Source organism: Actinobacillus equuli (assembly GCF_900636745.1).
GTDB classification, from domain to species: Bacteria; Pseudomonadota; Gammaproteobacteria; order Enterobacterales; family Pasteurellaceae; genus Actinobacillus; species Actinobacillus equuli.
This window is the reverse complement of record NZ_LR134310.1, coordinates 1232501-1255504: the sequence shown is the minus strand read 5'-3', so window position 1 is coordinate 1255504 and position 23004 is coordinate 1232501. Positions and strand designations below refer to the sequence as shown.

The 23004-nt window shown below is 40.7% G+C and carries 23 protein-coding genes and 1 rRNA gene (1 of these 24 running past the window's edge); 18 read left to right on the top strand and 6 right to left on the bottom strand.

Annotated elements, in window-relative coordinates; all coding sequences use genetic code 11:
• Positions 1 to 6 precede the first annotated feature (6 nt).
• From rbsC to EL121_RS05890, 4 genes are all read right to left on the bottom strand, one after another.
• A complete protein-coding gene (gene rbsC, locus EL121_RS05905) occupies positions 7 to 966 on the bottom strand; it encodes a ribose ABC transporter permease (protein WP_018651472.1) in 960 nt (319 codons plus the stop codon).
• Positions 967 to 1022: 56 nt separating this feature from the next.
• Positions 1023 to 2504: a ribose ABC transporter ATP-binding protein RbsA gene (gene rbsA, locus EL121_RS05900; protein WP_039198365.1), complete on the bottom strand. Its 1482-nt coding sequence runs from the start codon at positions 2502 to 2504 to the stop codon at positions 1023 to 1025.
• A 12-nt stretch (positions 2505 to 2516) separates the two neighbouring features.
• Positions 2517 to 2936 (bottom strand): D-ribose pyranase, encoded by a 420-nt coding sequence (rbsD, locus tag EL121_RS05895; RefSeq protein WP_039198363.1) that lies wholly within the window; start codon positions 2934 to 2936, stop codon positions 2517 to 2519.
• Positions 2937 to 3057: 121 nt separating this feature from the next.
• A complete protein-coding gene (locus EL121_RS05890) occupies positions 3058 to 4047 on the bottom strand; it encodes a substrate-binding domain-containing protein (RefSeq protein ID WP_039198361.1) in 990 nt (329 codons plus the stop codon).
• A 137-nt stretch (positions 4048 to 4184) separates the two neighbouring features.
• Here EL121_RS05890 and gntR point away from each other — a divergent pair, with 137 nt between their 5' ends.
• The gene (gene gntR / locus EL121_RS05885) at positions 4185 to 5183 is read left to right on the top strand and encodes a gluconate operon transcriptional repressor GntR (RefSeq protein ID WP_039198359.1); all 999 of its coding nucleotides are present in this window, start codon (positions 4185 to 4187) and stop codon (positions 5181 to 5183) included.
• A 79-nt stretch (positions 5184 to 5262) separates the two neighbouring features.
• On the opposite strand, the gene EL121_RS05880 is transcribed toward gntR, so the two are convergent.
• Positions 5263 to 5775 (bottom strand): gluconokinase, encoded by a 513-nt coding sequence (locus EL121_RS05880; RefSeq protein ID WP_039198357.1) that lies wholly within the window; start codon positions 5773 to 5775, stop codon positions 5263 to 5265.
• A 177-nt stretch (positions 5776 to 5952) separates the two neighbouring features.
• Between EL121_RS05880 and EL121_RS05875 the strand changes: the two genes are divergently transcribed.
• The 5 genes from EL121_RS05875 (at position 5953) to EL121_RS05855 (ending at position 10546) form a co-directional block, all read left to right on the top strand.
• A complete protein-coding gene (locus EL121_RS05875; protein ID WP_039198355.1) occupies positions 5953 to 7302 on the top strand; it encodes a GntP family permease in 1350 nt (449 codons plus the stop codon).
• Between the two features lie 170 nt (positions 7303 to 7472).
• Positions 7473 to 8441: a mannose/fructose/sorbose PTS transporter subunit IIA gene (locus tag EL121_RS05870; protein WP_039198353.1), complete on the top strand. Its 969-nt coding sequence runs from the start codon at positions 7473 to 7475 to the stop codon at positions 8439 to 8441.
• A 14-nt stretch (positions 8442 to 8455) separates the two neighbouring features.
• Positions 8456 to 9250 carry a PTS mannose/fructose/sorbose transporter subunit IIC gene (locus tag EL121_RS05865; RefSeq protein ID WP_005610731.1) on the top strand — a complete coding sequence of 265 codons (795 nt, stop codon included), beginning with the start codon at positions 8456 to 8458 and terminating at the stop codon, positions 9248 to 9250.
• A gap of 10 nt (positions 9251 to 9260) precedes the next feature.
• Positions 9261 to 10088 carry a PTS mannose transporter subunit IID gene (gene manZ, locus EL121_RS05860; protein WP_039198349.1) on the top strand — a complete coding sequence of 276 codons (828 nt, stop codon included), beginning with the start codon at positions 9261 to 9263 and terminating at the stop codon, positions 10086 to 10088.
• 89 nt (positions 10089 to 10177) lie between these two features.
• Complete coding sequence (locus EL121_RS05855) at positions 10178 to 10546, top strand: hypothetical protein (RefSeq protein ID WP_039198348.1); 369 nt, start codon at positions 10178 to 10180, stop codon at positions 10544 to 10546.
• A gap of 54 nt (positions 10547 to 10600) precedes the next feature.
• On the opposite strand, the gene EL121_RS05850 is transcribed toward EL121_RS05855, so the two are convergent.
• Positions 10601 to 11392 (bottom strand): Cof-type HAD-IIB family hydrolase, encoded by a 792-nt coding sequence (locus EL121_RS05850; RefSeq protein WP_039198346.1) that lies wholly within the window; start codon positions 11390 to 11392, stop codon positions 10601 to 10603.
• 460 nt (positions 11393 to 11852) lie between these two features.
• Here EL121_RS05850 and mnmG point away from each other — a divergent pair, with 460 nt between their 5' ends.
• From mnmG to EL121_RS05790, 12 genes are all read left to right on the top strand, one after another.
• Positions 11853 to 13745, top strand: coding sequence for a tRNA uridine-5-carboxymethylaminomethyl(34) synthesis enzyme MnmG (mnmG, locus tag EL121_RS05845; RefSeq protein ID WP_039198344.1), 1893 nt, complete (start codon positions 11853 to 11855; stop codon positions 13743 to 13745).
• 97 nt (positions 13746 to 13842) lie between these two features.
• Positions 13843 to 14454 (top strand): 16S rRNA (guanine(527)-N(7))-methyltransferase RsmG, encoded by a 612-nt coding sequence (rsmG, locus tag EL121_RS05840; protein ID WP_039198343.1) that lies wholly within the window; start codon positions 13843 to 13845, stop codon positions 14452 to 14454.
• Between the two features lie 336 nt (positions 14455 to 14790).
• Positions 14791 to 15174, top strand: coding sequence for an ATP synthase subunit I (locus tag EL121_RS05835; protein WP_039198341.1), 384 nt, complete (start codon positions 14791 to 14793; stop codon positions 15172 to 15174).
• Positions 15175 to 15198: 24 nt separating this feature from the next.
• Entirely contained in the window at positions 15199 to 15987 is a 789-nt protein-coding gene (gene atpB, locus EL121_RS05830; RefSeq protein WP_039198339.1) for a F0F1 ATP synthase subunit A, read from the top strand.
• 118 nt (positions 15988 to 16105) lie between these two features.
• Positions 16106 to 16360 (top strand): F0F1 ATP synthase subunit C, encoded by a 255-nt coding sequence (gene atpE, locus EL121_RS05825; RefSeq protein WP_005599073.1) that lies wholly within the window; start codon positions 16106 to 16108, stop codon positions 16358 to 16360.
• Positions 16361 to 16419: 59 nt separating this feature from the next.
• The gene (atpF, locus tag EL121_RS05820) at positions 16420 to 16890 is read left to right on the top strand and encodes a F0F1 ATP synthase subunit B (RefSeq protein ID WP_015674171.1); all 471 of its coding nucleotides are present in this window, start codon (positions 16420 to 16422) and stop codon (positions 16888 to 16890) included.
• A 13-nt stretch (positions 16891 to 16903) separates the two neighbouring features.
• Positions 16904 to 17437, top strand: coding sequence for a F0F1 ATP synthase subunit delta (atpH, locus tag EL121_RS05815; RefSeq protein ID WP_039198337.1), 534 nt, complete (start codon positions 16904 to 16906; stop codon positions 17435 to 17437).
• A 12-nt stretch (positions 17438 to 17449) separates the two neighbouring features.
• Positions 17450 to 18991: a F0F1 ATP synthase subunit alpha gene (gene atpA / locus EL121_RS05810; RefSeq protein WP_015674173.1), complete on the top strand. Its 1542-nt coding sequence runs from the start codon at positions 17450 to 17452 to the stop codon at positions 18989 to 18991.
• A gap of 22 nt (positions 18992 to 19013) precedes the next feature.
• Positions 19014 to 19880 (top strand): F0F1 ATP synthase subunit gamma, encoded by an 867-nt coding sequence (atpG, locus tag EL121_RS05805; RefSeq protein ID WP_018651452.1) that lies wholly within the window; start codon positions 19014 to 19016, stop codon positions 19878 to 19880.
• 13 nt (positions 19881 to 19893) lie between these two features.
• Entirely contained in the window at positions 19894 to 21267 is a 1374-nt protein-coding gene (gene atpD, locus EL121_RS05800) for a F0F1 ATP synthase subunit beta (protein ID WP_005599061.1), read from the top strand.
• A 39-nt stretch (positions 21268 to 21306) separates the two neighbouring features.
• Positions 21307 to 21726: a F0F1 ATP synthase subunit epsilon gene (locus EL121_RS05795; RefSeq protein ID WP_039198335.1), complete on the top strand. Its 420-nt coding sequence runs from the start codon at positions 21307 to 21309 to the stop codon at positions 21724 to 21726.
• Between the two features lie 481 nt (positions 21727 to 22207).
• Positions 22208 to 23004 (top strand): 16S ribosomal RNA (locus EL121_RS05790); it runs 743 nt beyond the window's last position.

Genomic DNA, 23004 nt, shown 5'->3' with positions numbered 1-23004 from the left:
AGTAGGTTACGCTTTTTTACGGCCAAGGAAGTTATCCAAAATAACCGCTGCTAAAATTACTAACGCTTTTGCAACAAGCTGATAGTAAGAGTCAATATCTAATAAATTCAACGCGTTGCTGAGGAAGCCGATAATTAACGCACCGATTAGTGTGCCGATAATACGACCTTTACCGCCCATTAAACTGGTTCCGCCAACCACAACCGCAGCAATCGCATCGAGTTCATAACCGGTACCGGCGGTCGGTTGTGCCGAACCTAAACGAGAGGTGACAATTAAACCTGCAAGTGCTGCTAACACGCCGCTGACTGCAAACACAAACAATTTGATTTTATTCACGTTGATACCGGAAAGTGCGGTTGCCGATTCATTACCGCCAAGCGCATAAATATAACGACCGATGCGGGTTTGAGTCAGAATAAACCAACCGATAGCAAATAAGATAAACATTAACCAAACCGGCACCGGCACACCGAATAATTCGCCGGTACCAATCTCGGCAAAGTAATCGGCATTGTCGGAAAAACCGGTAGAAATCGGGCGACCTTCCATATAAATCATGGTGACACCACGTAATAACAACATAGTGATTAACGTTGCCATAAACGCTTGTACTTTACCGAAGGCGACTAATGCACCATTTAACAAACCGATTGCCGCACCAAATAACAATACTGCCGGTACCACTAAATAAATCGAGAGATCTAAACCGATTAAAGTTGCCGCTACCGCTCCGGTTAGTGCTAAGACCGAACCGACCGAAAGGTCAATGCCTGCAATTAAAATCACAAACGTCATACCGATCGCAATAATCGCATTTACTGACGTTTGGCGTAGGATATTCAGTAAGTTATCGACACTAAAAAAATTCGGATTTAAAAATGACACCACCGCAATTAATGCGAGTAATGCAATGATCGAACGTTGTTCTATCAGGAATTTTTTTAGATTAAATGCTTTGTTCATATTGATTCCTTTTGCAAAATTCTTGCTAAATTTAACCGCTTGTAAAAGCGTCTAACTTATTTGCCGATTGCGGCGGATAATAATTTTTCTTGGGTGGCTTCTGTGCGAGAAAACTCGCCACGAATGGCACCTTCTCGCATTACAATAATGCGATCGGACATCCCTAATACTTCCGGCATATCGCTTGAGACTAAAATAATACTCAAACCTTCAGCTTTGAATTTATTAATCAGCTGATAGATTTCTTTTTTCGCCCCTACGTCCACACCTCGGGTCGGTTCATCTAAAATCAACACGTTCGGGCGAGTCATTAAGCCTTTGGCAATCGCCACTTTTTGCTGATTACCGCCGGATAATTCGCCGATAATCTTATCCGGACTTGGGGTTTTAATATTAAACAGATCGATAAAATCCACCACGGTCATATTCTCTTTTTCGTGGTTAATACGTCCCCAATTCGATAAATATTCCAAAGCGGTCAGCGACATATTTTCTTTGACCGACATACCTAAAATTAAGCCGTCACCTTTACGGTCTTCCGAAATATAGACAATACCGTTATTTAAGCCGTCTTGGCTGGAGCGGTTATCAATCGTTTTGCCGTCTAATAGCACTTCGCCGGCGGTTTTCGGTAATGCGCCGTACAATACCTTCATCAGCTCGGTACGCCCTGCGCCCATCAAACCGGAAACACCTAAAATTTCGCCTTTATGCAATTCAAACGAAACGTTATTCACACCGCTACCTGATAAATTTTTAACCGATAAACAAACCTCGCCGATCGGATTATCAATATGCGGATATTGATCTTCTAACTTACGCCCAACCATCATCTCAATTAAACGATCTTCGGTTAAATCCGCCACTGTACTTTCACCGATAAATTGACCGTCACGTAATACGGTTACATCATCACAAATTTGGAAGATCTCTTTTAAACGGTGAGAAATATAAACAATGCCTCGTCCTTCTGCTTTGAGTTCTCGAATCACGCTGAATAACGCTTCGGTTTCGGTATCGGTTAACGCATCGGTCGGTTCGTCCATTACAATCACTTGTGATTCAAAACTTAAGGCTTTGGCAATTTCCACCATTTGTAATTCGCCGATCGATAATTCGTTTGCCGCTTGGCGACTGGAATGTTTTACCCCGAGACGCGCCAACAAGCGGTCGGATTCCTCATACATTTTGCGCCAATCAATACCGCCCCAAGCATTGGTAAATTCACGCCCGAGAAAGATATTTTCCGCAATCGACAAGTTACCTAAAATATTTAGTTCTTGATGAATAATGCTTAAACCAGCTTCTTGCGAGGCTTTTGGATTGGCAAAGCTGACCGCTTTACCTAGGTATTCAATCGTACCGGCATCACGCTGATAAATACCGGTCAGAATTTTCATCAGGGTTGATTTGCCCGCACCGTTCTCGCCCATTAGCGCCATCGCTCTACCCGCATACACATTTAAACAGGCATTTTTTAACGCTTGTACGCCCGGAAAGGCTTTATCAATTCCGCTGATTTTCAACAAGGTTTTCATATTTTCCTCGCTCTAGAACGGTACGCCTGAGTAAAGAATCACATTCGCATACGGCGAACATTCACCGGTACGCACCACTGCTTTCGCTTGATTACTACGTTGCTTAAATTCACTGTGCGCCACGTATTCCACCTCAATTCTACGCCCTTGCTCTTGCTCAAGTTCATAAATAATTTCAATTAATTGCTGTTCAACGGTCGGGTTAAATTGTTTAATTTCTTCCGCCAATAAAATACGTTCGACAAAGAGTTCAGTTAGCACCACTTCCAAGGTAGATAAAAAACTTGGTACACCTTTAGTAAGGGCTAAATCAACACATTGTTGTCCAGAAGGAATCGGTAAGCCGGCGTCACAAATGGTTAAGCCGTCCGTATGCCCTAGGCTGGCAATCACACCGGAAAGTTGTGCATTTAATACCGCTGTTTTTTTCATATTTCCTCCTTTTAGGTTACTTTTTATTTTATCGAAACGTTTCGATGAATAAAAAAATAGAAAAAATCACGAAAAAAAGCAAACGCTTCTTGTCGGATTTGAGAGGTCTATCACAAATTTTTTAAAAGGAACGGCGAACGACAAGTTCGGGGGTAAGTTCGATTTCTTGATAGGCTTTATCCGGCTGATGAATACGGGCAATCAACTGTTCCACCGCATTTTTTGCCAAACGGGCTTTGGGTTGATGAATCGTAGAAAGCGGCGGAGCGAGATATTGTGCTAATTCGATATTATCGTAACCGATCACCGCAATATCTTGCGGAATACGCAAACCGGCTTGCCAAGCGGCTTGATATACGCCAATGGCAATACTATCGCTCATCGCAAAAATCGCTTGAGGGCGAGCATTTAGCGCCAATAATCGGCTTGCACATTCCAAACCGGCTTGATAATCAAAATGACCTTCAACTATCCATTCGGGACGAATTTGCAAATTTGCCTCTAAAATCGCCCGCTTGTAGCCTTGTAAACGGTTTAATGTATGGGATTTCGATTGCTCGCCGGTAATCACCGCAATCTCGCTATAGCCGGCATCAATTAACGCTTTTGTCGCAAGATAACCACCTAATTCTGAATTTTCATGCACTTTGTCCGCATTTAGCGCCTGTTGCCACCAGTCAATCACCACCATCGGTAATTGAATATTCGCCATCACGCTTTCGTCTAAATCTTGTGGCTCGGAACACATCAATAATAAACCGTCCACTTGTTTACGTAACAAGCGGGCTAAATGTTGTTCTAAATTGGTACTGTTACCGTCAGTATTCACCAAAATTAAATGATAGTTATGTTGCTCACAATAACGTTCAACATGACGCACCACTTCCGCAAAAAATGGGTTGCTGCTGGTGGTGACTAACATGCCGATTGTGTTGGTTTCTTTTACTTTTAGGCTACGAGCCACCAATGAAGGCATGTAATTAAGTTCCACCACCACTTTTTCGATACGCTGACGAATTTCGTCACTCACAAAACGCGAGTTATTGATCACATGGGAGACGGTGGAAGTGGAAACGCCCGCAATACGAGCTATATCTTTCATTGTTGCCATAAAATTACCTTCATAGGGGTTTACAAAATAGGGTTTTGCAAAATTTTGCTAAAATCTTACCGCTTGTTATTTTGCAAATAAAACATAAAATCATACTTTCCGTTAAAATAGCGACATACTTCACAAAATTTAACCCTATGAGCAAACATAAACGCCCGACTTTACAAGATATTGCCGAACATTTAGGCATTACCAAAATGACGATCAGTCGCTATTTACGTAATCCCTCCTCGGTTGCCGAAGAGACCGGTAAACGAATCGCCGTTGCGATTGAACAATTCGGTTATATTCCGAATCGTGCGCCGGATATTCTGTCCAATGCCAAAAGTAAAGCGATTGGCGTGTTGCTGCCGTCTTTAACCAACCAAGTTTTTGCCGATGTGTTAAAAGGGATTGAGAGCGTAACCGATGCAGCCGGTTATCAAACCATGCTCGCCCACTACGGCTATAGCGAACAAAAAGAAGAACAACGCATTGAATCACTCCTTTCTTATCACGTGGACGGCTTAATTTTATCGGAAAATCACCACAGTGAGCGTACGCTCAAAATGTTAAGAGTTGCAAAAATTCCGGTGATTGAAATAATGGATACCAGTGAACAAGGGCAGCAACAAGCGGTCGGTTTTGACAATATTTTTGCAGCTCAAGCCATGGTTGAAACCATGATCAAACGAGGTTGTCGCCAAGTAGTTTATTTTTCGGCAAGAATGGATAAACGCACCCGTTTAAAGATGCAAGGCTATGAACTTGCTATGCAAAAACATAAATTAACGCCTTATACTATTGCAACAGAAGAATCCTCTTCATTTACGTTGGGCGCTCGTCAATTACACATTGCGTTGGAAAAGTATCCGAATATCGACGGCATTTTCTGCACCAATGACGATTTGGCGATCGGCGCATTGTTCGAATGCCAACGGTTAGGCATTAAAGTGCCGCAACAAATTGCAATTGCCGGCTTTCACGGACACGATGTCGGTCAATCGATTACACCTCAATTGGCGAGCGTAATTACCCCTCGGTTTGAAATCGGCAAAGTTGCCGCCCAGCAATTACTAAATCGAATTAATCACCAAACGCCACAAGATGAGGTTATCAATCTTGGCTATAAAATTCATATCGGTGAAACGATTTAAGCGATAAAAAAGCGGTCAAATTTCGCAAAAAATTTGCAGAAAATGACCGCTTGTTCTACTCAACATTCCGTTATCTTTATCACTGAGCTTGAATTGCCTGTACGCACAGTTGCACTACATCTTCAAAACTGCCACTAATATCAATCGAAATCACATCAGATTCGTCCGCTTGCGGAATTTCTAACGTATCAAACTGGCTTTTCAGCATTTCTGTTTTCATAAAATGGCCTTTGCGTTTTTTCATTCGCTCTAAAATAAGCTCAAATGAACCATGTAAATGAATAAACGTCACCTTTTGATTGCCTTGGCGAATTTGATCACGATATTTTTTTTTCAACGCAGAACAAACAATAATTCCGATTTCATTTTTTTGTTCTAAACTAAATGCAGCATCATTAATCCGTTCCAACCATGGAAAACGATCTTGATCATTTAGCGGTTGCCCTTGACTCATTTTGAGGATATTCGCTCTCGGGTGCAGATCATCGCCATCAATCAATTTAATGCCTAAACGGCGCGCCACTTCACTGCCTATTGTGGTTTTACCGGTACTTGATACACCCATTAAAATAAAACTTTGACCAGATTTCATTTGAGCTCCCTCCTATTTCCTTCCAACATAACAGATTTTTTCATTCAATGTTACAGGTAACATTTAATTTTGTGACATATATCTCAAATTTAAAATTAATTCTAACAATCTATTTACATCGCAAACGATTAAATTTATGTTACCAGTAACAATTTAATACTTCTGTTCGAGGTTCTTATGTTAATTTTCATTATGGCAGTAGCGATCATCGCGCTATTGGTATTGATCATAAAATTCAAAGTACATGCGTTTGTCGCATTGCTGATTGTTAGTTTATTAACTGCACTGGCCGCAGGTATTCCGGTGGATAAAATTCTGCCGACTTTACTTAGCGGCTTTGGCAATACATTGGCGTCAGTTGCCTTATTAGTCGGTTTAGGGGCGATGATTGGTCGTTTATTGGAAATTACCGGTGGAGCAAAAGTATTAGCTGATACGCTGATCAATAAATTCGGCGAACAAAAAGCACCATTCGCATTAGGTGTGGCGGCATTACTCTTCGGTTTCCCGATTTTCTTCGATGCCGGTCTGGTGGTGATGTTACCGATTGTATTTAGCGTAGCAAAACAATTCGGCGGTTCGGTATTACGTTATGCCTTTCCGGTTGCCGGTGCGTTTGCGGTAATGCACGCTTTTCTACCGCCACATCCGGGTCCGGTCGCTTCGGGTGATTTACTTGGGGTAAATATGGGATTGATGGTAATCATCGGTTTAATCTGTGCCATTCCTACTTGGTATATCGGTACTTACCTCTTCAGTATGTTTATCAGTAAACGTATTCACGTAGAATTACCGAAAGCATTTTTAAATGCGGCGGCAATCAGTGAAACCTCGGTACAAACACCACCGTCATTCGGTCGAGTGTTATTTATCTTAGTATTACCGATCTTCTTAATTTTATTTGATACCGGTTTAAATACGTTAAGTGTGGCGAAAGTGATTGACGGTTCCGAACTTTGGGTACAAAGCTTACGTTTAATCGGTAAAACACCGGTGGCGTTATTAATCACTTTATTACTGGCGATTATGTTATTACGTGGTGAGCGTAGTTATGAACAAATCGAAAGTTTATGTAACAATGCGTTAGGCCCTATTTGTTCGATTATTTTGGTAACCGGTGCGGGCGGTATGTTTGGCGGTGTATTACGTGCCAGCGGTATCGGCGATGTATTATCTTCAATGCTTTCGGATACCGGTATGCCGATTATTGTGGCGGCATTTATTATTGCGGTGGCGATGCGAGTCGCACAAGGTTCGGCAACCGTTGCATTAACTACCGCAGCGGCATTAATCGCACCGAGTGTTGCTGCCTCAACCGATTTAAGCCAATTTGATCTTTGCTTTATTGTGATTGCAATTGCTTCCGGTGCGACAGTTCTTTCTCACGTGAATGATTCCGGTTTCTGGTTAATGAGCCGTTTTTTAGAAATGGATACCAAAACCACTTTAAAAACGTGGACGGCATTAGAAACCTCAATTGGTGTAGTCGGTTTTATCATTGCTCTAATCGGTAGTATTTTGCTTTAAAAAATCACAAGCCCTTTGTTGCTAACAAAGGGCTTTTTTTTATAAAAAACTGATCTAGATCTCATATTTGTCATTCTCTGTTTGCAAAAAAGCAAACGTTTTCATATTCTCACCACACCGCTAAAGCGGTTTAGCAAATTAATAAATGAACACAAACACAGAGGTGAAAAATGGTGCATTTGATCATCGCCGCTCATGGAAAATTAGCCCTTGAGTTGGTCAATTCCGCACAAATGGTATATGGAGAAACGGATAATGTTCATCCGGTTATCTTTGTGCCGGGAGAAGGTCAAGATACGCTAGTCGAAAAATATGAAGCGATTATTGCAACGCTTCAGCCGACAGACAGCGTGCTATTCTTGGTCGATTTATTTGGCGGTAGTCCGTACAATGCGGCAGCCAGAATTGTCGCAAAACGTCCGCAAGACGATATCGTGACCGGTACGAACCTACCAATGCTACTTGAAGTTATGGATGCTTCAGCCGATGCAAAAACGGCAACCGAACTTGCTGCAACGGCAAAAGAAATCGGGCACTTAAGCGTTAAAACGTTCCATACTTCACAACCAACATCTCCTATTCCATCAGAGGAAGCCTCTTCCGAAGAATCCTCATCTCTTCCTGCCAATTTCGATCCGAACGGACGTATGAATATTTCATTAATGCGTATCGACAGCCGTTTAATTCACGGTCAAGTGATGACATCTTGGGCGAAAACCGTGAAATGCGAAGCAATTTTTGCGATCAGTGATGAAGTGGCAAATGATGATATTCGCCGTGAATTATTGCTACAAATCGTACCGGAACACTTAAAAGGCTATGTGATTACAGTCGATAAAGCGATCAAAGTCTGGCATAACCCTAAATACGCCGGTAAAAACATTATTTGGTTGGTCACCAACCCGTCAGATATCGTTCGCTTAATTGAAGGCGGCGTAAACATTAAAAATGTCAATGTCGGCGGTATGACTTTCCGTGAAGGCGACAAACTTATCTCTCAAGCGGTGGCAATTAACCAAACCGATTTAGCCGCATTCTACAAACTCCTCGAGTTAGGCGTAGATATGTCGTTACAACAAGTGGCGGCAAACAAAAAAGAACCGCTTGATAAAGCACGTCTTGATGCAATCAAATTCTAATTAAGGATTTTATTATGACTAGTATTGAAATTATTTTAGTAACCTTAGTCGCTGCAATCTGCGGTATGGGTTCCGTACTTGATGAACGCCAAACTCACCGCCCGCTTGTGGCTTGTACCTTAATCGGCTGGGTGTTAGGCGACTTACAAACCGGTATTATTGTTGGCGGTACGCTTGAAATGTTGGCGTTAGGCTGGATGAACGTTGGTGCGGCAATGGCGCCGGATGCAGCATTAGCGTCTGTGATTGCAGCAATCTTAGTAATCAAAGGCGGACAAGATAAAGGTACGGCAATCGCTATCGCCATTCCGGTGGCTGCGGCAGGTCAGGTATTAACCATCTTCGTGCGTACCCTAACCATCTTTTTACAACATAAAGCGGATAAATTTGCCGAACAAGCAAACTTCCGTGGTATTGAGTTCTGTCATTTTGCCGGTCTTTCTTTACAAGCGTTACGTGTTGCGATTCCAACTTTCTTCGTGGCGCTTGTAGCAGGCACCGATACAGTAACCGAAGCATTAAATGCAATTCCGGAAGTGGTAACTCGCGGTTTACAAATCGCCGGTGGCTTTATCGTGGTGGTAGGTTATGCGATGGTTATCAATATGATGCGTGCCGGTGCGTTAATGCCGTTCTTCTTTATGGGATTTGTAATTGCATCATTCTCAAACTACAACTTAGTCGGTCTTGGTTTCTTAGGTGCGTGTTTAGCAATGCTTTACATCCAATTAAACCCACAATTCAACCAATCGGTAAATGCGCCTCGCACCACTAAAAAATTAGCGGATAACGAGTTAGAAGGTCTATAAGGAGCAAATTATGTCAGAGAAAAAACAACTTACCAGTGCAGATATTCGTGCGACTTATTGGCGTTCAACTTTCCTCTTAGGTTCATTTAACTTTGAACGTATGCAATCAATGGGCTTCTGCGTATCGATGATCCCAACGATTAAACGTCTTTACAGCCGCAAAGAAGACCAAGCGGCAGCATTAAAACGCCATTTAGAGTTTTTCAATACACAACCATGGGTCGGTTCGGCAATTATGGGTGTAACCGCAGCAATGGAACAAGAGCGTGCGAACGGTGCAGATATTGATGATGCGGCAATTAGCGGGGTAAAAGTCGGTTTAATGGGGCCGCTTGCCGGTGTCGGCGACCCGATTTTCTGGGGGACATTACGTCCGGTATTAGCCGCACTGGGCGCTGGTTTAGCGATTAGCGGTAGCCTATTAGGCCCATTATTATTCTTTATCGGCATTAACCTTTGCCGTGCGCTTACCCGTTGGTACGGCTTTAAATACGGCTATCAAAAAGGGACGGAAATCGTTTCGGATATGGGTGGCGGTCGTCTGCAAAAAGTAACGCAAGGCGCTTCTATTCTCGGTTTATTTGTGATGGGTTCCTTGGTGTCGAAGTGGACCAGTATCAATATACCGTTTGAGCTTTCTCGTTATAAAAATGCAATGGGCGAAGAAGTGGTTACTACTGTGCAAAGCGTGCTTAACGACTTATTACCGGGTTTAGCGGCATTATTGCTAACCTTCTTATGTATGTGGTTATTACGTAAGAAAGTGAATGCGATGTACATTATCTTCGGCTTATTCGGCGTGGGGATTTTAGGTTATTGGTTAGGTATCTTAGCTTAATCTACCCATACAAATCATTCACCCCCCTCTTTATCCTAGAGGGGGGATTTTTTTATAATACAAGCGGTCAATTTACAGGAAATTTTGCAATGGATTTAAAAAAAGCGTTAAAAGCGCCAGAACAACAGTACATCAAAAACAGTTCGATGTTAGTTACCGCCTTATTTATTATTGCCGGTGTTTTATATTACCCGACTGACGGCTACGGCTCGGTGATTGCACTTGCATTGGCTATTATTGTAATGTTTGGTCAGAAAATGTTGATTAGCCAAACCCGTAAATATTTTGCTGAGATGTATGCGGCAAAACAGCAATATGAACAAACCCAAAATAAAGATTATTTAGAATTTATCCGCTTGCGCGGCACACAAATGTTAAACGACAATAAAGTGCTTTCCGAGCAAGCAAAACACGAAATAGACACATTACTCAATTTCGTCAAACAAAATAGCCAATAATTAACAAGCGGTCATATTTTTGCAATTTTTTGCAAAAAGGCGACCGCTCGTTCTTTATGAAAATAGCTTATCTAACACTAAAGCAATACCGTCCTCATTATTCGAGGCTGTCACATAGCTTGCTGCGGCTTTAATCTCATCCGGCGCATTCGCCATTGCCACGCTGAAACCAACATATTGCAACATATCAAGATCATTAAAATTATCACCAAAGGCAACTATATGTTCCGTTGCGATCCCTAAACGTTTTTGCATAAAACGGATCGCCGCTGATTTTGTTGCATTACGATTCATGATCTCTAAATATTCTGCTTTCGAACGATGAATGGAAAGTTGTGGAAACAACCGCTTTAATAACGCTTCTAAACGCAAAATTTCATCTGCCTCCCCCATAACCAAGATCTTATGTACATTGGTAAGTTTTTCTACTTTTTTAACCGCTTGTAAGCCTGTAATCTCCGCTTCTTGTTGTGTCCACGCATTAGCTAAGTCATTACTAAACCATGAAGTATTGGCATAATAATTAATAGATAAATGTTGAAAACTTTGTAGTTGCAGATCTAATTGAATAAGATCCGTTTCATTGATGGATACACTATAAAGAGGAGTTAGATCACGATCTAAAATTAACGCTCCGCTATAACAGATGATTGCTTGATGTGTTTTGAGCAGTTCGGTATAAGGCGTTATCGCCAAAGGCGGGCGGGCGGAAACGGGAATAAAAGGAATTCCCTGTTGCGTTATCCGCTGAATAGCCGCTATCGTTTTGGGGGTTATTTGATGTTGATCATTGAGTAATGTGCCGTCAATATCGCTAAAAACAGCTTGATAGTGAGTCGTTTGCATTCTATTCACTCCATTTTTGTGTACAGATAGGTGCACTTTTTAAACAAACTTTCAGGTACATAAATTATTTTCACCTGTGGATAACTCTTTATTTTCTTCTTTAAAACTTGAGATCTATTCTTGAATAACTTTTAAATCTTGCTGCATTGTGGATAACTATGTATTTTATCCACAGCTAAGATCAGAACAACATTCAAGATCTTTACACAAAAAGATCTAACATAACTTTATGATTATATTCTAAAAAATTGAGTTATCCTCAACTATTCTAATCCCTAATAATAACAATAATAAAGATCTTTATATAGAGATCTATATTATTACTAGCGATCCACTGATCGTTATCTAAGATCCACTTTGGGATCCGAAAAATGCATTTTCCAGATCGATGTATTTTAAGGTAGAATAGCGATCTTTTTATTTAGGCAAAACAGAATATAAAACAGCAAAGGCAAAGAATATGATTTATCGTGAAATTTACGATGTAATTGTGGTTGGTGGTGGCCACGCTGGGACCGAAGCGGCTCTCGCTCCGGCCCGTATGGGATTAAAAACCCTGCTTCTAACACATAATGTAGATACTTTAGGACAAATGTCTTGTAACCCAGCTATCGGTGGTATCGGTAAAGGCCATTTAGTAAAAGAGATCGATGCTATGGGCGGTTTAATGGCAATTGCGACCGACCAAGCAGGGATCCAATTTCGTACTTTAAATAGTTCAAAAGGACCAGCCGTGCGTGCAACTCGTGCGCAAGCAGACCGTGTGCTTTACCGCCAAGCAGTACGTACAGCACTAGAAAATCAACCGAATTTAGATATTTTCCAACAAGAAGTAGTCGATATTTTGGTTGAAAATAATCGTGCAGTAGGTGCGGTCACCAAAATGGGATTGACCTTCAAAGCTCGTTCGGTGGTTTTGACCGCCGGTACTTTCCTTGCCGGTAAAATTCATATCGGTTTAGATAACTATGCTGGCGGTCGAGCTGGAGATCCTGCTGCAACTATGCTTGCAGATCGTTTGCGTGATCTAAATTTACGTGTTGATCGTCTTAAAACAGGCACTCCACCGCGTTTAGATGCTCGTACGATCAATTTTGACGTGTTGGCAAAACAGCATGGTGACGCAGAGTTGCCGGTAATGTCATTTATGGGCTCAGTTGATCTTCATCCGCGCCAAATCCCTTGCTATATAACGCATACTAATGAACAAACTCACTATTTGATCCGCAATAGTTTAGATCGTAGCCCTATGTACACAGGTATCATTGAAGGGATCGGTCCTCGTTACTGTCCGTCGATCGAAGATAAAGTAATGCGTTTCAGCGATCGTAACAGCCACCAAATTTATCTCGAGCCGGAAGGTTTAAGCACAATTGAAGTTTATCCTAACGGGATTTCAACCAGCTTACCGTTTGACGTACAGATGGGGATCGTAAATTCAATGAAAGGTTTGGAAAACACACGCATTATCAAACCGGGTTATGCAATTGAGTACGATTATTTCGACCCGCGTGATCTAAAACCGACATTGGAAACCAAGGCGATTGAAGGCTTATTCTTTGCCGGTCAGATTAACGGTACTACCGGTTATGAAGAAGCGGCTGCACAAGGTTTGTTAGCGGGTATTAATGCAGCATTACAGGTTCAAGGCAAAGAGGCGTGGTTCCCTACACGTGATCTTGCTTATACCGGTGTATTGGTTGATGACCTTTGTACACTTGGCACAAAAGAACCGTATCGTGTATTTACCTCACGTGCGGAATATCGTTTATTGCTACGTGAAGATAACGCTGATATTCGTTTAACACCTATTGCTCACGAATTAGGCTTGATTGATGACGCTCGTTGGGCGAGATTTAATCAAAAAATGGAAAATATCGAGCGTGAGCGTGAACGTCTAAAACAAATTTGGATTCACCCGCAATCGGAACATTTAGCGGCAGTCAATGAATTGGTAAGTAGTCCGCTTACTCGTGAAGCGAGCGGTGAAGACTTATTACGTCGTCCGGAAGTAACTTATGACAAACTCACGCAAGTCGCAGCATTTGCACCAGCATTGGAAGATAAACAGGCTGCGGAGCAAGTTGAAATTTCGATTAAATACCAAGGTTATATCGAACATCAGCAAAATGAGATTGAACGTCATAAACGTCATGAAAATACCTTAATTCCTGCTGAATTTGATTATGACAAGGTTGAGAGCCTTTCAAACGAAGTACGTGCGAAGCTGATGCAACATCGTCCAGTTTCGATTGGGCAGGCAAGCCGTATTTCAGGTATTACACCGGCTGCGATTTCAATTCTTCTCGTGAATTTGAAAAAGCAAGGTATGCTGAAACGAGGCGAATTATAATTTAGCTGAGGAAGCACGGAATATACGGAAATTAATTCAATGGTTACTTTCAGTGTATTCCGTGTTTTATTGTGTAAACCATAAGGATTTTTGCAAAATGAAACAAAAATTAGACCGCTTGCTAGCGCAGGCGAAAATTAATTTGACCGATCAGCAGAAAGAGCAGTTGGTTGGTTTCGTGCGTTTATTAGATAAATGGAATAAAGCTTATAACCTTACTTCTGTGCGTAATCCAGATGAAATGTTGGTGAAGCATATTTTAGACAGTTTAGTGGTAAGCGAACATTTACAGGGCGAAAAGTTTATTGATGTCGGCACCGGACCAGGATTACCAGGTATTCCACTTGCGATTGCAAATCCGGATAAACAATTTGTATTGCTGGATAGCCTTGGTAAGCGTATTACCTTTATCAAAAATGCGTTACGTGAGTTAGGTATCACTAATGTAACTCCTGTGCTTTCTCGTGTGGAAGAGTATACGGAACAAACCTTTGATGGGGTATTAAGCCGTGCTTTTGCCAGCTTAAATGATATGGTGGATTGGTGTTACCATTTGCCAAATCCGCAAGGCAAATTTTATGCGCTTAAAGGGATTTATGCTGAAAGTGAAGTGCAAGACATTAAAAAGCCGATTCAGTTAGAGCAAGTGATTACTCTATCAGTGCCAGAATTAATTGGAGAACGTCACTTAGTTGTACTTATGAAGTAATTGATGAAATATTATTATATTTGTATTAAGTGGTACTTTTTACTTTTTGATATGTAAGTGTCATTTATATGTTACTTACAACGCTTTTTATGAATAGTAAATTGCCGATTTTTTGTTGATAATGTAAATATAATGTGAATAAAGAATGGTTGTGATGGCTTACTTTTCCTTATGTTTTTCTATAAAAAAATGCAAAATTAACCTTTTTGTAACAAAATCGACAAAAATCGCTTTTTTGTGAAGTTTTCATATTTTAATCTATTGTTTTGTATCGTATAATCTGAAGAAACATTTCATTTTTTACAGAGGGCATTAGCCTGTTAGATAGGAAATAAGATGTCTACTGTAATAAATAAAGCTAAACAACACTATATAAGTGCGTTAAAAACTGAAATTTTACTTCTTTTGAGTATGGTCGGTTTATTAATAGTTTGGAAAGGTGTTGATAGCATTTCATTCTTGGGCGGTGCTTTATCAAGTTTTCTCCCTCATTGTGTCTTTGTTTATTGGATTTTTTTCAAAAAGACTACAAAAAATCAGTCAAGAATGGGCGATTTTTACCGTGGTGAAGGATTAAAATGGTTAATCACTATTTTATTAGTGATTATGTGTTTTAAATTACTTCCTTCTCTCCATATTGTGCTGTTTTTTGTGGGGTTTTTAATGGCATTATTTTTAAATAATGTCATTCCGTTTATTTTAAGTAAACGAACTCATTAATTTTTTATTCTAAAAGGATTCATTATGGCTGGAACTACCGCAGAATATATTAGCCACCACTTGAGTTTTTTGGCTTCAGGTGATGGCTTTTGGGCTGTGCATTTAGATACGCTCTTCTTTTCTCTTCTTGCTGGAGTTATTTTCCTTTTTGTATTTTCTAAAGTTGCTAAAAATGCGACTGCCGGAGTACCAGGAAAATTACAATGCTTAGTGGAAATTATTATTGAATGGGTTGATGGCTTAGTTAAAGATAACTTCCATGGACCTCGTAATGTAATTGCTCCACTTGCGCTCACTATTTTCTGCTGGGTATTTATTATGAATGCCATTGACTTAGTTCCAGTAGATTTCTTACCTCAGTTAGCGAATATGTTAGGTATTCATTACCTTCGTGCCGTACCTACAGCTGATATCAGTGCTACATTAGGTATGTCTATTTGCGTATTCTTCTTAATTCTGTTCTATACCGTAAAATCAAAAGGTTTCGGTGGCTTAGTAAAAGAATATACGCTCCATCCGTTTAATCATTGGGCTTTTATTCCAGTAAACTTTATCCTTGAAACGGTTACTTTACTTGCAAAACCTATTTCTTTAGCATTCCGTTTATTCGGTAATATGTATGCGGGTGAGTTAATCTTTATCCTGATCGCAGTAATGTATATGGCAGATAACTTTGCATTACAAGCGTTAGGTATTCCATTGCATTTGGTTTGGGCTATTTTCCATATTTTAGTAATTACGCTTCAAGCCTTTATTTTTATGATGCTAACGATTGTTTATTTGAGTATCGCTTATAACAAAGCGGATCATTAAACGAACCTAAAGAGCGGTTAAATTTTCTCAATATTTTGCAAAAGTTTGATCGCTTGAATTATTTGTATTAACAACAACCTGCCTTCGGGCGAATTCCTCAATCTTAATGGAGAACATTATGGAATCAGTAATCACAGCAACAATTATTGGTGCATCAATCTTATTAGCTTTCGCTGCTCTTGGTACAGCTATCGGCTTTGCTATCTTAGGTGGTAAATTCTTAGAATCATCTGCTCGTCAACCTGAATTAGCAAGTAGCTTACAAACTAAGATGTTCATCGTGGCAGGTCTTTTAGATGCTATCGCAATGATCGCTGTAGGTATTTCTTTACTTTTCATCTTCGCGAACCCGTTCATTGATTTATTGAAATAAGTCGGGTCTCTCTTTTCCGTTATTCTTTGAATAACTTAACCGACTTTTAGGAGGGCGTTGTGAATTTAAATGCAACACTAATTGGTCAACTTATTGCATTCGCACTGTTCGTTGCGTTTTGTATGAAATATGTTTGGCCTCCGCTTATTAAAGCGATCGAAGAGCGCCAAGCGAATATCGCTAACGCTTTAGCATCAGCTGAAAAAGCGAGACAAGAACAAGCAGATTCTAAAGCTGCAGCGGATCAAGAAATCCTCAAAGCGAAAGAAGAAGCACAGAAAATTATTGATTTAGCAACCAAACGTCGTAATGAAATTTTAGAATCTGTACAAGCAGAAGCTGAAATCGAACGTCAACGTATTATTGAACAAGGTCGCGCAGAAGTAGAAAGCGAGCGTAAACGTGTTCAAGAAGAGCTTCGTCAAAAAGTGGCTGCATTGGCTGTTGCCGGCGCAGAGAAGATTGTTGGTCGTTCTGTTGATCAAGCAGCGAACAATGACATTATTGATAAGCTAGTTGCAGAACTATAACAAGGTGGGGCAGATGTCAGAATTAAGTACAGTAGCTCGCCCCTACGCTAAAGCAGCTTTTGATTTTGCTTTAGAGCAAGGTCAGTTGGATAAATGGCAAGAAATGTTACAGTTTTCAGCATTAGTTGCTGAGAATGAACAGGTGGCGGATTATATTAATTCGTCTCTTGCAAGCGGTCAGATTTCGGAAACTTTTCTCCAAATTTGTGGCGACCAGCTTGACCAATATGGGCAAAATTTTATTCGTGTAATGGCTGAGAACAAACGTCTTGTTGTGTTACCTGCGGTACTTAATGAATTTATTGAGTTACGTGCGCAACATGAAGCGGTAAAAGATATTATCGTTGTTTCAGCTAGCGAATTAAGTCAAGCACAAATAGATAAAATCGCAAGCGCGATGGAAAAACGCTTAAATCAAAAAGTACGTTTAACTGTTCAATTAGATAACTCTCTCATTGCCGGCATTATTATTAAGTATGATGATATTGTCATTGATGGCAGTAGTCGAGGTCAGTTAAATCGCTTAAGCCAAGCGTTGAGCTTGTAAGAGGAATAAAAAATGCAACTAAATTCAACTGAAATTAGTGAATTGATTAAAAAACGTATTGCCCAGTTTGATGTGGTGAGCGAAGCTCAAAGCACAGGGACAATTGTTTCAGTAAGCGATGGTATCATTCGTATCCATGGTCTTGCTGATGTAATGCAAGGTGAAATGATCGAATTACCTGGCAATCGTTATGCTATTGCGTTAAACCTAGAACGTGATTCTGTAGGTGCGGTAGTAATGGGACCTTATGCTGACTTAGCTGAAGGTATGACGGTTAAATGTACCGGTCGTATCTTAGAAGTTCCGGTAGGTCGCGGTTTATTAGGTCGTGTGGTAAATACACTTGGTCAACCGATCGATGGTAAAGGTGAAATCGATAATGACGGTTTCTCTCCGGTTGAAGTTATCGCGCCGGGTGTTATCGACCGTCAATCAGTAGATCAACCTGTACAAACCGGTTATAAAGCGGTTGACTCAATGGTTCCAATCGGTCGTGGTCAACGTGAGTTAATCATCGGTGACCGTCAAACAGGTAAAACAGCATTAGCAATCGATGCGATCATTGCACAGAAAGATTCAGGTATTAAATGTATCTATGTCGCAATCGGTCAAAAAGCATCTACTATCGCTAACGTAGTACGTAAATTAGAAGAACATGGCGCATTAGCAAATACAATCGTTGTTGTAGCATCAGCTTCTGAATCTGCGGCACTACAATATCTTGCACCATACTCTGGTTGTGCAATGGGCGAATATTTCCGTGATCGTGGTGAAGATGCGTTAATTGTTTACGATGATTTATCTAAACAAGCGGTTGCTTATCGTCAAATTTCATTATTATTACGCCGTCCGCCAGGTCGTGAAGCTTTCCCAGGTGACGTATTCTACCTACACTCTCGTTTATTAGAGCGTGCAGCACGTGTAAGTGCGGATTATGTAGAGCGTTTCACTAACGGTGCGGTAAAAGGTCAAACAGGTTCATTAACTGCATTACCTATTATCGAAACACAAGCAGGTGACGTATCTGCGTTCGTTCCTACAAACGTAATTTCAATTACTGATGGTCAGATCTTCTTAGAATCAAGCCTATTTAACTCAGGTATCCGTCCGGCGGTAAACCCGGGGATTTCGGTATCTCGTGTAGGTTCTGCGGCTCAAACTAAAGTAATTAAGAAATTATCTGGCGGTATTCGTACCGCATTAGCTCAGTATCGTGAATTAGCGGCGTTTGCTCAGTTTGCTTCAGACTTAGATGATGCGACACGTAAGCAACTTTCTCACGGTCAGAAAGTAACAGAATTACTTAAACAGAAACAATTTGCGCCAATGCCAGTAAGTGAACAAGCATTAGTTCTTTTTGCGGCTGAATTTGGTTATTTAGATGATGTAGAACTTGAGCGTATCGGTTCATTCGAATCTGCTTTACTTGCTTACGCAAATAGTAATCACACTGATTTTATGAAGGATTTAGCAAAATCTGGCGATTATAACGATTCAATCAAGGATCAATTAAAAGCTATCGTAGAAGACTTCAAAAAGAACGGTGCGTGGTAATCACGACTAGCGGAGAAAGATTATGGCAGGTGCTAAAGAGATAAGAACCAAAATTGCGAGTGTGAAAAATACCCAAAAAATCACCAAAGCAATGGAAATGGTTGCTACCTCTAAAATGCGTAAAACGCAAGAGCGTATGGCTGCCGGTCGTCCTTATTCGGAAACAATCCGTAAGGTGATTAGCCATATTGCTAAAGGAAGCATTGGTTATAAGCACCCGTTTTTAACTGAACGAGATATTAAAAAAGTTGGTTACTTTGTCGTATCAACCGATCGTGGCTTATGTGGCGGTCTTAATATCAATTTATTCAAAGCAACTTTGAATGAATTTAAAACGTGGAAAGATAAAAACGTTAGTGTTGAGCTTGGCTTAGTAGGTTCAAAAGGCGTGAGCTTTTACCAAAGTCTCGGTTTAAATGTGAGATCTCAGGTAACGGGCTTAGGTGATAATCCTGAAATGGAACGTATTGTCGGTGCGGTTAATGAAATGATTAACGCTTATCGCAATGGTGAAGTGGATGCGGTTTATATCGCTTATAACCGTTTTGAAAATACGATGTCGCAAAAACCTGTTATTGCACAATTACTTCCATTACCAAAACTAGAAGATGATGAATTAGAAACTAAAGGTTCATGGGATTATATCTATGAACCAAGTCCACAAGTTTTATTGGACAGTTTACTTGTTCGTTATTTAGAAACCCAGGTATATCAAGCAGTTGTCGATAACCTTGCTTCTGAACAAGCCGCTCGAATGGTAGCAATGAAAGCCGCAACAGATAATGCGGGTACATTAATTGATGAATTACAATTAGTGTATAACAAAGCTCGCCAAGCAAGCATTACAAATGAATTAAACGAAATTGTTGCGGGTGCCGCAGCAATTTAATGGAGAATAGGTAATGGCAACAGGAAAAATTGTACAGATTATCGGTGCGGTAATCGACGTTGAATTCCCGCAAGATGCAGTACCAAAAGTATATGATGCCTTAAAAGTTGAATCAGGTTTAACCCTTGAAGTTCAACAACAATTAGGTGGTGGACTTGTGCGTTGTATCGCATTAGGTACATCAGACGGTTTAAAGCGTGGCTTAAAAGTTGAAAATACGGGTAACCCGATTCAAGTACCGGTTGGTACAAAGACTCTAGGCCGTATTATGAACGTATTAGGTGAACCGATCGATGAAAAAGGTCCTATCGGCGAAGAAGCTCGTTGGGATATTCACCGTGCAGCACCAAGCTACGAAGAACAATCAAACAGCACGGAATTACTTGAAACCGGTATCAAAGTTATCGACTTAATTTGTCCATTCGCGAAAGGTGGTAAAGTTGGTTTATTCGGTGGTGCGGGTGTAGGTAAAACCGTTAATATGATGGAATTAATCCGTAATATTGCGATCGAACACTCTGGTTACTCAGTATTCGCTGGTGTTGGTGAGCGTACGCGTGAAGGTAATGACTTCTATCACGAAATGACGGATTCTAACGTATTAGACAAAGTATCACTTGTTTACGGTCAGATGAATGAGCCACCAGGTAACCGTTTACGTGTTGCTTTAACCGGCTTAACTATGGCGGAAAAATTCCGTGATGAAGGTCGTGATGTATTATTCTTCGTAGATAATATTTACCGTTATACCTTAGCTGGTACAGAGGTATCTGCATTATTAGGTCGTATGCCATCTGCGGTAGGTTATCAGCCGACACTTGCAGAAGAAATGGGTGTATTACAAGAACGTATTACGTCAACTAAAACTGGTTCGATTACTTCTGTACAAGCGGTTTACGTTCCTGCGGATGACTTAACGGACCCATCTCCGGCAACAACTTTCGCACACTTAGACTCAACAGTTGTATTAAGCCGTAACATCGCATCTCTTGGTATTTACCCAGCGGTTGACCCATTAGATTCAACTTCTCGTCAATTAGATCCATTAGTTGTTGGTGAAGAACACTATAATGTAGCACGTGGCGTACAAGGTACATTACAACGCTATAAAGAGTTAAAAGATATCATCGCTATTTTAGGTATGGATGAGTTATCTGAAGACGATAAATTAGTGGTTGCTCGTGCACGTAAGATCGAACGTTTCTTATCACAACCATTCTTCGTTGCGGAAGTATTTACCGGTTCTCCGGGTAAATATGTATCATTAAAAGATACAATCCGTGGCTTCAAAGGTATCTTAGAAGGTGAATTCGACCATATCCCAGAACAAGCGTTCTATATGGCGGGTTCAATTGACGAAGTAGTGGAAAGAGCGAGCAAGATGTAATTGTTCCCTAACCTCAATTAGGAACTAAAGGAGAACAACATGGCATCTCAATTTGAGCTTAGTATCGTAAGTGCTGAAAAAGAAATCTTCAATGGAGACGTAGTTAGCGTTCGTGTAACGGGTATAGATGGTGAATTAGGCGTGTATGCAGGGCATACACCTTTATTAACGTCTATTAAACCAGGTATGGTTAAATACACGCTTGAAGACGGTAAAGAAGAGTTTATCTATGTGTCTGGCGGCTTCTTAGAAGTACAGCCTACCATCGTAACTGTTCTTGCCGATATTGCAATTCGTGGTGAAGAGTTAGATCAACAACGAATCCTTGCTGCAAAACGTAAAGCGGAAGATACATTAAGCAAATCAAATAATGCAGAGCTTTCTGCAAAACTATCTCGTGAAATTGCTAAATTACGTGTTTACGAAATTGTGAATTCAAAATTAGCAAATCGACGTTAATCAAAAAACCTCAGTGTTTCACTGAGGTTTTTCTTTTGGGTTTCGTCATATTTATTTTTCTGTCTTTTATTAAACTATTTTTATATATCATTGTAGTAACGTCTTTTAGACCAAAAAGAAAGAATTAAGTTTTATTCGATAATTGTTAATAATTTATTCGTTTTGTTCTAAAAATTAGCAAGCGGTAGATTTTTCTAAACTTTTTGCAAAAAAGTGCTTGCAAGGATTTTAGATTTCTCTATAATGCACCTCACACAACGACGCACTGTTGTGAACGATTTAAAATTGATTGCCAGTGCGTCGTTTCTTTTTGTTCTTTAACAATTTATCAGACAATCTGTGTGGGCACTTGTTGATTGACTTAATTAAAAAATATTTTTGATTTTGAAGTCTTAATAGGTGCTTAAACTAGAAATTCATTTTTACTTTTAAAGTAATATGTAAACTTAGCTAAGCAGTTTATTGAGCGATTAAACTTTTTGAATTGAAGAGTTTGATCATGGCTCAGATTGAACGCTGGCGGCAGGCTTAACACATGCAAGTCGAACGGTAGCACGAAGGAGCTTGCTCCTTGGGTGACGAGTGGCGGACGGGTGAGTAATGCTTGGGAATCTGGCTTATGGAGGGGGATAACTACGGGAAACTGTAGCTAATACCGCGTAATATCTTCGGATTAAAGTGTGGGACCGCAAGGCCACATGCCATGAGATGAGCCCAAGTGGGATTAGGTAGTTGGTGGGGTAAAGGCCTACCAAGCCGACGATCTCTAGCTGGTCTGAGAGGATGACCAGCCACACTGGAACTGAGACACGGTCCAGACTCCTACGGGAGGCAGCAGTGGGGAATATTGCACAATGGGGGGAACCCTGATGCAGCCATGCCGCGTGAATGAAGAAGGCCTTCGGGTTGTAAAGTTCTTTCGGTAGCGAGGAAGGTATCAAATTTAATAGATTTGGTAATTGACGTTAACTACAGAAGAAGCACCGGCTAACTCCGTGCCAGCAGCCGCGGTAATACGGAGGGTGCGAGCGTTAATCGGAATAACTGGGCGTAAAGGGCACGCAGGCGGTTGATTAAGTGAGATGTGAAAGCCCCGGGCTTAACCTGGGAATTGCATTTCATACTGGTCAACTAGAGTACTTTAGGGAGGGGTAGAATTCCACGTGTAGCGGTGAAATGCGTAGAGATGTGGAGGAATACCGAAGGCGAAGGCAGCCCCTTGGGAATGTACTGACGCTCATGTGCGAAAGCGTGGGGAGCAAACAGGATTAGATACCC